This is a genomic window from Bacillus cereus group sp. BfR-BA-01441, from assembly GCF_022663075.1.
Lineage (GTDB): Bacteria > Bacillota > Bacilli > Bacillales > Bacillaceae_G > Bacillus_A > Bacillus_A cereus.
The window spans coordinates 1-486 of the sequence record NZ_JAKUEU010000255.1; the positions used below are offsets into that span (position 1 = coordinate 1).

Sequence of the window (486 nt, forward strand, 5' to 3'; positions counted from 1 at the left end):
TTAAACAAAACACCTATTAAGTTCACAGTTAAAAAAGGACAAGAAAAAATCGCCTCTGTTACTGCTACTAACAGCTTAACTAAAGGCGCAGTTGAATTAACTAAAGTTGATGACATCGATGGTACTACTCTTGAAGGAGCAATCTTTAAAATTGTAGATATGGACGGCAAGGATGTTCGTTCTGATTTAACTACTGATAAAGATGGGAAGATTTCTGTTTCTGATTTACGTCCGGGAGATTATCAGTTCATTGAAACGAAAGCTCCAACTGGCTATGATTTAAACATTAAACCAATTCCTTTCACAATTACGAAAGGACAATCTCAGATTACCTCTGTTACAGCTTTAAATAGTTTAACAACAGGTTCAATTGAGTTAACTAAAGTTGATATTGATCACCATGGAACACTTGAAGGTGCCATTTTCAATATTTTAGACCAAGATGGAAAAATCATCCGAGAAGGTTTAAAAACAGACCAACACGGA

General features: G+C 35.0%; 1 protein-coding gene. It reads left to right on the forward strand.

The window, feature by feature from the left end:
* On the forward strand, positions 1-486 hold a 486-nt coding region (locus tag MR107_RS30375), incomplete at both ends, for an MSCRAMM family protein (RefSeq protein WP_255855190.1).